The organism is Photobacterium carnosum (assembly GCF_021236965.1).
GTDB lineage: Bacteria > Pseudomonadota > Gammaproteobacteria > Enterobacterales > Vibrionaceae > Photobacterium > Photobacterium carnosum.
This window is the reverse complement of record NZ_WMDN01000002.1, coordinates 53,673-65,700: the sequence shown is the minus strand read 5'-3', so window position 1 is coordinate 65,700 and position 12,028 is coordinate 53,673. Positions and strand designations below refer to the sequence as shown.

Annotated in this window: 14 protein-coding genes; 6 read left to right on the top strand and 8 right to left on the bottom strand. The window is 38.9% G+C overall.

What is annotated here, in order from left to right; translation table 11 throughout:
• Positions 1 to 288: 288 nt before the first annotated feature.
• From GLP24_RS02215 to crr, 3 genes are read left to right on the top strand one after another with little or no spacing between them, the layout of a single operon-like run.
• The gene (locus tag GLP24_RS02215; RefSeq protein WP_101767314.1) at positions 289 to 576 is read left to right on the top strand and encodes an HPr family phosphocarrier protein; all 288 of its coding nucleotides are present in this window, start codon (positions 289 to 291) and stop codon (positions 574 to 576) included.
• Positions 577 to 631: 55 nt separating this feature from the next.
• Positions 632 to 2,356, top strand: a complete 1,725-nt coding sequence (ptsI, locus tag GLP24_RS02210) for a phosphoenolpyruvate-protein phosphotransferase PtsI (protein WP_101767315.1) — start codon at positions 632 to 634, stop codon at positions 2,354 to 2,356.
• 43 nt (positions 2,357 to 2,399) lie between these two features.
• Positions 2,400 to 2,909, top strand: a complete 510-nt coding sequence (crr, locus tag GLP24_RS02205) for a PTS glucose transporter subunit IIA (RefSeq protein WP_045037603.1) — start codon at positions 2,400 to 2,402, stop codon at positions 2,907 to 2,909.
• Between the two features lie 267 nt (positions 2,910 to 3,176).
• On the opposite strand, the gene GLP24_RS02200 is transcribed toward crr, so the two are convergent.
• Complete coding sequence (locus GLP24_RS02200) at positions 3,177 to 3,593, bottom strand: hypothetical protein (RefSeq protein ID WP_101767316.1); 417 nt, start codon at positions 3,591 to 3,593, stop codon at positions 3,177 to 3,179.
• Between the two features lie 20 nt (positions 3,594 to 3,613).
• Positions 3,614 to 4,060: a DUF2919 domain-containing protein gene (locus tag GLP24_RS02195; protein WP_101767317.1), complete on the bottom strand. Its 447-nt coding sequence runs from the start codon at positions 4,058 to 4,060 to the stop codon at positions 3,614 to 3,616.
• A 442-nt stretch (positions 4,061 to 4,502) separates the two neighbouring features.
• Between GLP24_RS02195 and GLP24_RS02190 the strand changes: the two genes are divergently transcribed.
• The gene (locus tag GLP24_RS02190; RefSeq protein WP_152653943.1) at positions 4,503 to 4,853 is read left to right on the top strand and encodes a DUF2956 domain-containing protein; all 351 of its coding nucleotides are present in this window, start codon (positions 4,503 to 4,505) and stop codon (positions 4,851 to 4,853) included.
• Entirely contained in the window at positions 4,850 to 5,320 is a 471-nt protein-coding gene (locus GLP24_RS02185) for a DUF1499 domain-containing protein (RefSeq protein WP_232615463.1), read from the top strand. Before GLP24_RS02190 ends, GLP24_RS02185 begins: the two co-directional genes overlap by 4 nt.
• Before the next feature lie 92 nt (positions 5,321 to 5,412).
• On the opposite strand, the gene GLP24_RS02180 is transcribed toward GLP24_RS02185, so the two are convergent.
• The 6 genes from GLP24_RS02180 to napF all read right to left on the bottom strand — a co-directional run bounded on the left by GLP24_RS02180 (position 5,413) and on the right by napF (position 10,030).
• Positions 5,413 to 5,550 carry a TIGR02808 family protein gene (locus GLP24_RS02180; RefSeq protein ID WP_065193058.1) on the bottom strand — a complete coding sequence of 46 codons (138 nt, stop codon included), beginning with the start codon at positions 5,548 to 5,550 and terminating at the stop codon, positions 5,413 to 5,415.
• Between the two features lie 14 nt (positions 5,551 to 5,564).
• Positions 5,565 to 6,140 carry a NapC/NirT family cytochrome c gene (locus tag GLP24_RS02175; RefSeq protein ID WP_101767319.1) on the bottom strand — a complete coding sequence of 192 codons (576 nt, stop codon included), beginning with the start codon at positions 6,138 to 6,140 and terminating at the stop codon, positions 5,565 to 5,567.
• A gap of 29 nt (positions 6,141 to 6,169) precedes the next feature.
• Entirely contained in the window at positions 6,170 to 6,697 is a 528-nt protein-coding gene (locus GLP24_RS02170; protein WP_232598839.1) for a nitrate reductase cytochrome c-type subunit, read from the bottom strand.
• Positions 6,698 to 6,765: 68 nt separating this feature from the next.
• Positions 6,766 to 9,252, bottom strand: coding sequence for a periplasmic nitrate reductase subunit alpha (gene napA, locus GLP24_RS02165; protein WP_232615462.1), 2,487 nt, complete (start codon positions 9,250 to 9,252; stop codon positions 6,766 to 6,768).
• The gene (locus GLP24_RS02160) at positions 9,249 to 9,521 is read right to left on the bottom strand and encodes a chaperone NapD (protein WP_101767322.1); all 273 of its coding nucleotides are present in this window, start codon (positions 9,519 to 9,521) and stop codon (positions 9,249 to 9,251) included. The genes napA and GLP24_RS02160 overlap by 4 nt, the downstream gene beginning before the upstream one ends.
• Before the next feature lie 26 nt (positions 9,522 to 9,547).
• The gene (gene napF, locus GLP24_RS02155) at positions 9,548 to 10,030 is read right to left on the bottom strand and encodes a ferredoxin-type protein NapF (RefSeq protein ID WP_232603054.1); all 483 of its coding nucleotides are present in this window, start codon (positions 10,028 to 10,030) and stop codon (positions 9,548 to 9,550) included.
• Between the two features lie 304 nt (positions 10,031 to 10,334).
• On the opposite strand from napF, the gene narQ reads away from it, so the two are divergent.
• Positions 10,335 to 12,023, top strand: coding sequence for a nitrate/nitrite two-component system sensor histidine kinase NarQ (gene narQ, locus GLP24_RS02150; RefSeq protein ID WP_232615461.1), 1,689 nt, complete (start codon positions 10,335 to 10,337; stop codon positions 12,021 to 12,023).
• Positions 12,024 to 12,028: the final 5 nt, after the last annotated feature.

Below are 12,028 nucleotides of genomic sequence, written 5' to 3'. Positions count from 1 at the left end.
ACTCAAAAAGGCCCTTTGCGGGCTTTTTTGTTGCATTTTATTCTCAGCTTTACTATAAAGCTGATGCGCTTTATTTTTAGCATCAAAATAAAAGGACAATTATTAGTCAATTTTGATTAATACCAAAAAAAAAGTTTCTCATAAAACTTTGACTTGGATTAAAGCTAAGACAGCATGTTATTAGGTAGTTTATACTACTTGAACAATATGCTGAGACTATAATCACAGCGGTTATAGTGCATAGAGCAAACTATTAATATAACAATTATATCTAAATCGGGGTGACATATGTATCAGAAGCAAGTTGAAATCACTGCACCAAACGGCCTACACACTCGTCCAGCGGCACAGTTCGTTAAAGACGCAAAATCATTTGAAGCAGACATCACAGTAACTTCAAACGGTAAAAGTGCAAACGCTAAGAGCTTATTTAAGCTTCAAACACTTGGCCTAGTTAAAGGTGCTGTTATTACTATCGCGGCAGAAGGAGCACAAGCTCAAGAAGCAGTAGATAAGCTAGTAACTCTTACAGAGCTACACGACGGTGCTGAAATCGCAATGTTCCGCGAGATCTAAACTAAGTTTGTATACAAACGCGTTTCCAGTTTTTAGTTAATTTAAAGGTAAGGCTATGATTTCAGGTATCCTGGCGTCTCCTGGTATTGCTTTCGGTAAAGCATTGCTATTGCAAGAAGAAGAGATTGTTTTAAACAAAACTCCTATCGCTGCAGACCAGATCGATAACGAAATTCAACGTTTCTTCGACGCTCGAAAAAAATCTTCTGAGCAACTTGAAGTTATCAAAGAAAAAGCACGTGTCACCTTTGGTGAAGAGAAAGAAGCCATCTTTGAAGGTCACATCATGTTGCTTGAAGATGAGGAGCTAGAAGAAGAAATCATAGCCCTTATTAAAGATAAGCATTCAGCTGATTATGCCATCTATTCGATCATTGAAGAACAAGCACAAACCCTTGAATCTCTTGATGATGAATACTTAAAAGAACGTGCAAGTGATATTCGTGATATCGGTAATCGTTTTGTTAAGAACGCATTAGGCATTAATGTTATCAATTTAAGTGCTATTAATGAGCAGGTAATTCTAGTCGCTAACGACTTAACACCATCAGAAACAGCACAAATTAATCTAGAGTTCGTTCTTGGCTTCATTACTAATATTGGTGGTCGTACTTCACACACCTCTATCATGGCGCGTTCACTAGAAATTCCTGCTCTTGTAGGAACAAATAATATTACATCTTTAGTTAAGAATGGCGACATGCTTGTTCTTGATGCAATCAATAACCAGATTGTTATCAACCCAACTGATGATGAACTAAATAAATTTAAAGCTATCCGTGATGCTGATAAAGCAGAGCAAGAAGAATTAGCTAAGCTAAAAGATCTTCCTGCTATTACACTTGATGGTAAGCAAGTTGAAGTATGCGGCAACATTGGTACAGTTAAAGACTGTAAAGGTGTAAGCCGTAACGGTGGTGAAGGCGTTGGTCTATACCGTACTGAATTCTTGTTTATGGACCGTGATTCTCTGCCTACAGAAGAAGAACAGTACCAAGCATACAAAGAAGTTGCAGAAGCAATGCATGGCGAGCCAGTGATTATCCGTACTATGGATATCGGTGGTGACAAAGATCTTCCTTACTTAGATCTTCCTAAAGAAATGAACCCATTCTTGGGTTGGCGTGCAATTCGTATCAGCCTAGATCGTCCTGAAATTCTTCGTGACCAATTCCGTGCTATTTTACGTGCATCCGCTCACGGTAAAGTTCGTATCATGTTCCCGATGATCATTTCGGTTGAAGAAGTACGTACGTTAAAAGCAGCAATTGAAGCGTTTAAGGTTGAATTAACAGCAGAAGGCTTGGCATTTGACGCTGACATCGAGATCGGTGTTATGGTTGAAACACCAGCAGCTGCAGCGATTGCGCACCACTTAGCGAAAGAAGTTTCTTTCTTTAGTATTGGTACCAACGATTTAACCCAGTATACTCTAGCAGTTGACCGTGGTAATGAGCTTATTTCTCATCTCTACAATCCACTATCACCTGCAGTACTTACTGTGATCAAGCAAGTTATTGATGCTTCTCACGTTGAAGGTAAGTGGACAGGTATGTGTGGTGAGCTTGCTGGCGACGAACGTGCTACCCTACTGCTATTAGGTATGGGTCTTGACGAGTTCAGCATGAGTGCTATTTCGATTCCTCGCGTTAAGAAAGTTATCCGTAATGCTAACTTTGCTGACGTTAAAGCAATGGCAGAGTATGCATTAACTCTTCCTACTGCGGCTGAGATTGAAGAACACGTAGAAAAATTCATCGCAGAAAAAACCATCTGCTAATAATATAGTAGCAGATAAAATAACAACGCTTAGGAGCAATGATATGGGCCTGTTTGACAAATTAAAAAAAATGGTTTCTGACGATAGCAGTGAAGCTAGTGTAATTGAAATTATCGCACCACTTTCTGGCGAAATCGTTAACATCGAAGATGTGCCTGATGTAGTGTTTGCTGAAAAGATTGTTGGTGATGGTATTGCTATCAAACCAACTGGCAACAAAATGGTTGCACCAGTAAACGGTACTATCGGTAAGATTTTCGAAACTAACCACGCTTTCTCTATTGAGTCTGACGATGGCATCGAGCTTTTTGTTCACTTTGGTATTGATACTGTTGAACTTAAAGGCGAAGGTTTCACTCGCATCGCTGAAGAAGGCCAAACTGTTAAAGTTGGCGACACTATCATCGAATTCGATCTTGCACTTCTAGAAGAGAAAGCTAAGTCAACATTGACTCCAGTTGTTATCTCTAACATGGACGAGATCAAAGAGCTAATCAAGCTATCTGGTGCTGTAAACGTTGGTGAAACACCAGTATTACGCATCAAGAAATAAGATAACTAATATCTTAATAAAAAACGCAGCTTTCTAGCTGCGTTTTTTTATATCTGCTATAAAGCGACATAGCCTATAACAACCCACCAGATAGCCTCTGTAACACTTTGCTTATTTCACTTGAACAATGTATCTAATAGCAGTAGTTATACTAGCCAATAGGCATATAGGCTCTATTCGTTTTATTAATTAACAGTCATAAAAAAACGCCACTAAAAAATAGTCGCGTTTCTTAAGTATAATTGTCATACATTATCAATTAATGGCTTATGCAGTCATCACCTCAACTTGTAATTTAACATGTTCACAATTAGGTCCAGCCGATTCAAATAACATTGGCATATTTAATCCAGTCGATAATGTCTGTGCTAGGATAGTCCGCCAACCACCATCGTCTAAGCGTTCTTGTACCTGTAATGCAATACTAACACTTTCAGCTGACACATCTAACAGTTGCGCACTACCTACCACTTCACGATACAAATGATGATTATCTTGGCTTAAACCTTCAAAAAAGATAGTTTCTTCACCAGGTAACAATGACAATGATGTATTAACTGATTGACGTAATCGACAAGCACTCTGCATTTCAAAACTAACATCTAGTAGCCAATCAGCCATTGCTAATGGACTCAATAATGTACTTAAAAACAATTGCCCTTTACCTATTGCTAATGGTTCCATTACGACTACCTCTCTACAAGCTAATGTGCAAACACATCTTTTACTCGCGAGCTTCGAACTAGATATAATCCTAGCCAAACTGTTAATAACAAGCTTAATGCACCTATCCAAGAAAATGCACCCTGACTCAATACGAGATGATATATTTGCAAAACAAAATCGATGCTGTAAGCAGCTATTAATAATTTTTTTCCATGCTGCCACAGATAATGTATAACTTTATTATTGTTATTGCGCTGACCTGATAACCACATTAATAATAGGGATGGACTTCCCAACACCATGCCTACATAAAGAGTCTCTCGCAGTGGATAAATCAACTCAAGCAGTTGCCCGCCTTGCGTTCGACTCACCCCTGCCATGATAAAAATCACCAATGCTTTCGCATTAAAAATCAGCACCAACCATAGCATTTTATTTAATTTTAACTGCCCATGATCATCGTAGGCATTGATAGGATAAAGCAAACAACTTTCCTCATACGTGTTCAACTCAATACACATCAATCTAGATAACATCAATATACGATGGCTTATTTCGACTCTAATCGATCAATGCATATTTAGTACTATTTAAGCGTTGTTTTTGTGGAATACCGCACTTTTCATTTATGCATATTGCCATGTAAGTCACGTTTTTTGATCTAAAACCAACAAGATGTGGTCATTTATTAACCAATTAATCATGTAAAAATAGACAAGTAAATTCTTTCTAATCATAAAGTTACAATATGAACATAGCATTAATACTATATTCATCTAAAACTGGAATTTTCATACAAAAAACTATAAATATATAAATTCCAACATAAATAACAACAGCCACACAGACAGTAACACTGCTGCTAAAATGAAGTAATCAGATATAATCACTCTTATTTATCATTCATCAATAAGGTCACTAGTGCGTATGACGACCATAAAAAAAAATGCAACCCCTTCAGCAGAAACACAAATAGAAGCATTACGGGTTGCGAAGGCCACGCAAAAAGAAGGTCAAACTAAAGAGCAAACAAAACTGATCGCACAAGGAATTCAGAAAGGTATTGAGCTATATAAGAAACAACAAAAAGCCAAAGCCAGAGAGCGTGATAAATTAAAGAAAAAAAACACCCAAACTAAAAATAATCAATCAGAAACTATCGATATTTCGCTGCCAGCCCCACAACTTATCTACAAGCAACATTGGTTACCATGGGGTATTGTTATTATCTCTTGGATTGGTTTTGGTGCTTATTTAGCGTATGGCAGCCTACTATGATGAGAAAAAACATGAAGATTATTGGCTTTATAACCGCATTAAGTGGATTAATCAGTGGCTGTGCTGATCCACAATCAACGCCATCGCAGCGTCAAATAGACACACCATGCGATAATAAATCCCATTGTGTATCCACGCTTGAACAGCGTGAAAAGTTTAAGCTAGCCCCTTTTACCCTTACTGCTAAAGGTATACAAAAGTGGTCCGATATTGTTGCTATTGCTCAAACATTATCAGGGGCAAAACTGATCGAGCAGGATGACCATTATTTTCATATTGAAGTTCGCAGTGCGGTGTTTGGATTTATTGACGATTTTGAAGTGAAACAACAAGCTCAGCAGCTCCAAGTAAGATCTATATCTCGCAGCGGCTATTCTGATTTTGGGGTTAACCGTAAACGAGCACAACAATTTAGAACATTATTAATCGACCAACAATTAATACACGATACATCCACCAGCAACTGATTCACTAACCACAATAAGCATAACAAAAAGCCATGGCCGCCTTAGTGTTAACTATGGCAGCCATGGCTTGACGATCAGACTGTTATAACTATTTAATCCAATTTTTTATCTTTACCTAACGACAATAGCCACACACTTACCGCAGCTACAGCCACAAAACCAGACAAAATAATCATTGGCATCGCGATATAACCCAGCGTATGCCAAATTACTGATTCTAGCGTACTCATCGTTTCTCCTTAGCTTATTGCCATCCAGCTACATCTTTCATATCAGGTAACTTATGGGCAATCCCTTTATGGCAATCAACACAGGTTTTATCACCCGATGCTAATGCGGTTGAGTGCTGTTTTGCACTACGAGGGGCTTGCTCAGAAAAATCCATATAGTTGAACTGGTGACAATTACGACATTCTTGAGAGTCATTATTTTTCATACGTTGCCATTCTCGTTCCGCAAGATGACCACGACGAGCATTGAATTTTTCAGGCGTATCAATCGTACCCATCATATGTGCAAAGATTTCTTTTGATGCCTGTACTTTACGGACAATTTTATCGGTCCAATTATGAGGTACGTGACAATCTGAACAAATAGCTCTGACACCTGATCGATTTGAAAAGTGAATTGTTTCTTGAATTTCTTTAACGATTGGCGCATGACATCCAGCGCAAAATTCTTCTGAGTTGGTTTTTTCCATCACGGTATTAAACCCGCCCCAGAATAATAACCCACCCATAAATCCCATAAAAAGCACTAATCCGACCGCAACTTTACTGGGTGTTTTTAGCCGTAACCAAAATGTTTTTAACCACTTCATAGATAAACCCTTTTACTACTCAGTCACGATTAACGTAATGCGCTTACACGTTTAAAATCATTCTCAACTAATGGCTTAGCGTCGGCTTGAGGCACATGGCACTGCAAACAAAAATAACGGCTTGGCGATACATCAGACAATACTTGACCTTGTTGTGGTGACACGTAATGGGTCACACTGATCTTAGTTGCACCCATCTCTTTGGCATTTTTCCAACTATGACACGCAAGACATTTATTGGCGTTAAGTGACACTTCATAATGGCGAATGGTATGTGGAATTAATGGCGGTTGGTAAACATAATCACTATCAATTACCCCTTGATCTCGAGGGTAACGTTTCATCAGATCTGCTGGGCGAGTTGCTTCTATTTCAGCAAGACCACGTAATGACTCAAGCCCACCAATACCACCGGGATTGTCTAATTTAGCCGCAGCAGAAATATTCGCTGTTGTCGTGGCAGCTTCAATTGTTGCTGCTACATTGTTATCGTCACTATGTGCAATACCGCTAAGCATCAACCCTGCAACTAATGCTGCAAAAAATAATCGTTTCATGCTGTTCTCCGTCTCTAGGCATATTCTAGTCACAGTGAACGACCACTGTCATTCACTGAATTAATGGATTAGATCTTGGTGATCTTAATCGGACATTTTTTAAAATCTGTCTGTTTCGACAATGGATCCGTCGCATCCAAGATCAACTTATTAACTAAAATATTGGCATCGAAAAACGGTACGAAAACGAGTCCAACAGGAGGACGATTACGACCACGAGTTTCTACTCGACAACGTACTTCACCACGACGAGAAGCTAATAACACTTCATCACCACGACGAAGATTTCGTTTTTTTGCATCTTCTGGATTGATATAACACCACGCATCAGGTACGGCTTTATATAATTCAGGAACACGACGCGTCATAGTGCCTGTATGCCAATGTTCAAGCACGCGTCCGGTACATAACCACATATCATAATCTTTATCTGGCACTTCTGGTGGTGCTTCATAAGGTGCTGAGATAATGAATGCTTTACCGTCAGGTTTACCATAAAAGTCCCAACCAGATCCTTTTTTAGCATAGGGATCAGTGCCTTCTTTAAAACGCCACTGAGTCTCTTTGCCATCAACCACAGGCCAACGTAGACCACGTACTTTATGGTAAACCTCATAAGGGGCTAGATCGTGTCCATGACCACGGCCAAAACTGGCATATTCTTCAAATAGCCCTTTTTGAACGTAATAACCTTGTGCTTGTGCATCATCATTTAATGGCTGCGCTTCGGTTAATGGGTACTTATCAACGTGGCCGTTAAGGAACAAAATATCGTACATTGTTTTACCGCGGTACTGAGGCATCTTATTAAGTAATGCTTCATCCCACACTTCTTCAACTTTAAAGCGCTTAGAGAACTCCATGATCTGCCATAGATCAGATTTAGCCTCACCCGGCGCTTTAACTTGCTGATACCAAACTTGAGTACGACGTTCAGCATTACCGTAAGCACCTTCTTTTTCAACCCACATTGCAGTCGGTAGAATCAAATCAGACGCTTGAGCAGTAACCGTTGGGTAAGGGTCAGAACAGACGATAAAGTTATCGGGATGACGATAGCCAGGTAAACGCTCTTGATTAATATTAGGACCCGCTTGCATATTGTTATTACACATTACCCAATAAGCATTTAGTTTTCCGTCATTCAGCATTCGATCTTGCTGCACAGCGTGATAACCCGGTTTTGGTGGGATCGTACCTTCTGGTAGCTTCCAAATATTTTCAGCAATAGCACGGTGCTTAGGGTTAGTCACAACTAAATCAGCAGGTAAACGGTGAGCAAATGTACCCACTTCACGGGCAGTACCACACGCAGAAGGCTGACCTGTTAATGAAAACGGACTATTACCCGGTGTTGAAATTTTACCCGTTAATAAATGCAAGTTATAAACTAAACTTTGCATCCACACACCACGGGTATGTTGGTTCATTCCCATGGTCCACAGTGACGTTACTTTAAGGTTAGGATCAGCATAGTATTTAGCTAACTCAACTAATTTCTCAGGTTCGACCCCAGACATTTGTGACGCTTTTTCAAGGGTATATTCCGCTACTGATGCTTTGTATTCCTCAAATGTCATTGGGAATAATTCGCCAGAGTTAGGGTTTGCCGCTTGCTTTTGTAATGGATTATCATCACGTAAACCGTAACCAATATCCGTTTGAGCACGCTTAAAGTGGGTATGTTTATTAACAAAATCCCAATTAACCGCATCATTTTCAATAATGTAATGCGCAATATAATTCGCGATAGCTAAATCAGTTTGCGGGTGGAAAATCATGCCGTTATCAGCTAATTCAAACGAGCGGTGCTCATAGGTCGATAACACATTCACTTTGACATGAGGATGACTCAAACGACGATCAGTCAGTCGTGTCCACAATACAGGGTGCATTTCAGCCATGTTTGAGCCCCAAAGCACAAACACATCCGCATGTTCAAAATCATCGTAACATCCCATGGGTTCATCAATACCAAAGGTACGAATAAAACCAACCACCGCTGATGCCATACAGTGACGCGCATTAGGATCAATATTGTTTGAACGGAAACCTGCCTTCATCATTTTAGAAGCAGCATAGCCTTCCATAACAGTCCATTGACCAGAACCAAACATACCCACACCCGATGGACCTTGCTTCTTCAATGCCGCTTTCCACTTTTCAGCCATCACATCAAAGGCGTGATCCCATGACACTGGGGTAAATTCACCTTCTTTATGATACTCGCCATCTTTCATGCGTAATAATGGCGCTTGTAAACGATCTTTACCGTACATTATTTTCGATAAAAAATAGCCTTTAATACAATTGAGACCTTTGTTCACCGGTGATTGTGGATCACCTTGCGTTGCGACTACTCGTCCATTTTTAGTTCCGACTAAAACCGAACAACCCGTACCACAAAAACGACAAGGCGCTTTATCCCATTTAATTTCAGTTTCATCAGAACTCACAATTAAATTCGTCGCTGATGCTGGTAACGAAATACCCGCTACCGCAGCAGCGGATGCTGCAGCATTTGCTTTCACAAATGCTCTTCTTGTCATTTTCATAGCTTACCCTCAGCGTGTGTATCGTAATACTCAATATGGTGATAGACCAAAAAAGTGATTAACACATGGTCTAAATTATTAATTTTATCAATTGCATCCGTTACGTAGCCTTGGTTCTCAGTCTCAAGTACTACGATAATTTTACCTTCTTCACTTGTCGCAGGGATTTCTGTATTTGGTATCGCTAAAATTTGTTGGCTAATCGTTGCTAAATATTGTGGCTTAACGTGAACGATAAGGCTTGAGGTATGCACTTCATTTAATGTCATGTTTACTCTCTAATAATTTTTTAAATTTAAGGCGTTATCATTTCAATCGCAGCCACAGGACAACCATTTATACACGCACCACAGCCACTACAATTAGCCTGATTAATAACGGGCTGGGCAACTTTTGCCACTTGCAAAGAAAAGGTAATTGCTTGTGTTTCACATTGATCGCCGCAACTACGACATTCAATGTTTTTCAATGCGATACAAGATGAATTAATGGTAGCGACTTGTGTCCATGGCAGCTGGTGCTGTGGTTCAAATAAAGGTTCAGGGCATATATCTGCACATTGATAACAGAAACTGCACTCACCTTCCCCATGATTAAAATCCACCACCGGAAAGCCACCATCACCTTTTACAATCACCTTTGTTTGACAAGCATCAACACAAGCACTGCAACGCAAACAATGATCAGTAAACGTGTTTTCGTCCTTTATCCAAGGCAAACGTTGTTGTTGAGAGGGCTGCTTACGCGTCAAAAAACCTCGACGTGAACGATTAATCACTGCCAACTCCTTATGCTTACCTATTAATGACAACAAATCACTTTGTTGATAGCCATTCACTTTCTATTAATTTTCTTTTACGTTATTTTTAAATATAGTCATAACTACGAACATACCCATTAAGGGGTAATTAACCCTATTTCTTGTTCTAGATCAAAAAAACGCCACGGATAATCTCTGATTTTTTATAATTTGATCGCATAATCACTCACAACATCATAAATGACGCTCATCTCTATTTATGTATAGCGGTTAAATCTCATTTTTACTCATAACTTTTCATATATTAGGTGGTTTATCATTAATGCAGCACCAAAAAGTAAATTCTGTTACCACTACCATTGGCCGTTCGATGGTTACAATTCTATTTTTAGTTGCAACAACAACTAGCTTAGCGTTATGTATGCTAGTTTCGAGTCTTAACGATGCTGCGGCAATCAACACTGCTGGCTCATTAAGAATGCAAAGTTATCGATTAGCCTTTGATATAGAAACTCAATCTCCATTACTTAATCCTCATACTATTGAGTTTGATCAATCACTGACATCACCAACAATGCAGGAATTACATCGTTGGTATACCCCTCAAAAAATACAACACCATTACACTGAATTACTCTTAACATGGCAGGCGGTACGTTCAGAATTAGATCAAATAGATAAAGATGGCTATTTAATTCAAGTCGCCCCTTTTGTAGAACGTATCGATCAATTTGTGTTTGAATTACAACAATCATCCGAAAACAAATTACATCTTTTAGCGCTTATTAGTGCGGTAGGTTTATTACTTATTTTGATGGTGGTGTTATTTACGATTCACTTTACACAGCGCCAAATAGTGGTACCGCTCAATCAATTAATGGCAGGATGTAAACGAATTAAACAGCACCAATTTTCATTAACCATCAATAATAATAGTAATAATGAATTAGGTATTCTTGCGCGTACATTTACTCAAATGGCAGCAGATTTAAATAAGTTTTATGCGGATTTAGAACATAATGTTCGAGAAAAAACACACCGTTTACGTCATGCAAATGAATCACTTAAAGTATTATATAACTGCTCACAACAGCTATCAGTCAGTCGTTTAACTCACCACCATTTTCAACAAATGTTAGAAACATTAATTGCGATTGATGGCTTAACTGCAGCCAAACTAATTATTGAAGAGGCTAATGGCACCACGACTGAAATTACTGTTGGTGAGTACCAATCAACAACGTGGCATCAACAGTCATTATTAATTGATGATGAAATAATGGGACAGCTATGGTGGCAATACCAATTACCTTGTCCTGATCTGGCTTTAATAGAAAATATCGCCAATATTTTAAGTCGTGGTATTTATTACAACCGTGCACAGAAACAAACTGAACAATTATTATTAATGGAAGAACGCGCGACCATTGCTCGTGAATTACATGACTCTTTAGCACAATCATTATCATATCTAAAAATTCAATTAACATTATTGAAGCGCCAACTCGCCACCAATATTAATGATAACCAACAACAAACGGTACAAACCATTGATGAAGAGTTATCAAATGCTTATACCCAATTACGCGAATTATTAAGCACGTTTAGATTAACTATCAAAGAAGCTAATTTTAGTGAAGCTCTCAATCAATTACTCGCACCATTGCGAGAGCAAACCTCTGCGACATTTAGTATTAATAACCAGTTACCCTCAATGGCACTAATTGCACATAACCAAGTCCATCTATTACAAATTATTCGTGAAGCCGTACTCAACGCAATTAAGCATGCTGATGCCAACCAAATTCAAATTCATTGCCACCAGCAACACGGCATTATTAATGTTGAAATTACTGATGATGGGATCGGATTTGATCCTTCAAACTCAAAACTTAATCACTATGGCTTAAATATCATGCAAGAGCGTACCTCTCGCTTAAAAGGGGAATTAATCATCCATTCTCAAGTCGGTGTTGGCAGTCAAGTTAAATTACAATTCGCATTATTATAGGAAAA

Excerpts from the sequence above, each read along its gene's own strand:
- GLP24_RS02215 (WP_101767314.1), top strand. The coding sequence starts at position 289 with ATGTATCAGAAGCAAGTTGAAATCACTGCACCAAACGGCCTACACACT.
- ptsI (WP_101767315.1), top strand. The coding sequence starts at position 632 with ATGATTTCAGGTATCCTGGCGTCTCCTGGTATTGCTTTCGGTAAAGCA.
- crr (WP_045037603.1), top strand. The coding sequence starts at position 2,400 with ATGGGCCTGTTTGACAAATTAAAAAAAATGGTTTCTGACGATAGCAGT.
- GLP24_RS02200 (WP_101767316.1), bottom strand. The coding sequence starts at position 3,593 with ATGGAACCATTAGCAATAGGTAAAGGGCAATTGTTTTTAAGTACATTA.
- GLP24_RS02190 (WP_152653943.1), top strand. The coding sequence starts at position 4,503 with ATGACGACCATAAAAAAAAATGCAACCCCTTCAGCAGAAACACAAATA.
- GLP24_RS02185 (WP_232615463.1), top strand. The coding sequence starts at position 4,850 with ATGATGAGAAAAAACATGAAGATTATTGGCTTTATAACCGCATTAAGT.
- GLP24_RS02180 (WP_065193058.1), bottom strand. The coding sequence starts at position 5,550 with ATGAGTACGCTAGAATCAGTAATTTGGCATACGCTGGGTTATATCGCG.
- GLP24_RS02175 (WP_101767319.1), bottom strand. The coding sequence starts at position 6,140 with ATGAAGTGGTTAAAAACATTTTGGTTACGGCTAAAAACACCCAGTAAA.
- GLP24_RS02170 (WP_232598839.1), bottom strand. The coding sequence starts at position 6,697 with ATGAAACGATTATTTTTTGCAGCATTAGTTGCAGGGTTGATGCTTAGC.
- napA (WP_232615462.1), bottom strand. The coding sequence starts at position 9,252 with ATGAAAATGACAAGAAGAGCATTTGTGAAAGCAAATGCTGCAGCATCC.
- GLP24_RS02160 (WP_101767322.1), bottom strand. The coding sequence starts at position 9,521 with ATGACATTAAATGAAGTGCATACCTCAAGCCTTATCGTTCACGTTAAG.
- narQ (WP_232615461.1), top strand. The coding sequence starts at position 10,335 with ATGCAGCACCAAAAAGTAAATTCTGTTACCACTACCATTGGCCGTTCG.